Genomic DNA, 570 nt, shown 5'->3' with positions numbered 1-570 from the left:
ATCGTCGTACTCATCGGCAGCGTGGCTTAACGGAGAAAAAAGGGCAGCAGCCAGAGCCGCACATAAAAAAGCGTATTTCATTTAGCCTCCCAAAAGAGCCATGATTTTTTTGACATAAAGCTGCGTTTCCTTGAAAGGAGGAATGCCGCCGTATTTGTCTACGTTGGTTTCTCCGGCGTTGTACGCTGCAAGCGCCAGCTCCAGATCGTTGTATTTGGTTAAAAGATGCGAGAGGTAGCCCATGCCCGTTTTGACGTTCTGATCCGGGTCGTAAGGGTCTACACCTTGCTTGTCGGTATGTATCGGCATGAGCTGCATCAGCCCTTTTGCCCCCGCAGAGCTGATAGCTTTCGGGTTGAAATTGGACTCCACCTGAATCAGGGCGCGGATCAGGACTTCACTGACGCCGTACTGTGCAGCGTACTTTTTAATAATGGCGTCAATATCGCCGGGAACATCTCGCTTAACCCCGTTAACGACAGGATGTTTAACAACCTCCTGGATTTCGCGCACTACCGCTTTCTGTACGACTGCCAAATCGCTTAGATCGCGGGTTTTGCCCCATGCACG

At 50.9% G+C, this 570-nt stretch carries 1 protein-coding gene; it reads right to left on the bottom strand.

Going from position 1 to position 570, the window contains the following annotated elements; genetic code table 11:
• Positions 1-81: 81 nt before the first annotated feature.
• Positions 82-570, bottom strand: a 489-nt coding sequence (locus MKP05_RS21495) for a lytic transglycosylase domain-containing protein (RefSeq protein ID WP_240570163.1), incomplete at its 5' end; no start/stop codon positions are given.

It is taken from the genome of Halomonas flagellata (assembly GCF_022487945.1).
Classification (GTDB): domain Bacteria; phylum Pseudomonadota; class Gammaproteobacteria; order Pseudomonadales; family Halomonadaceae; genus Halomonas; species Halomonas flagellata.
This window is presented reverse-complemented; position numbering and strand designations above follow the sequence as displayed.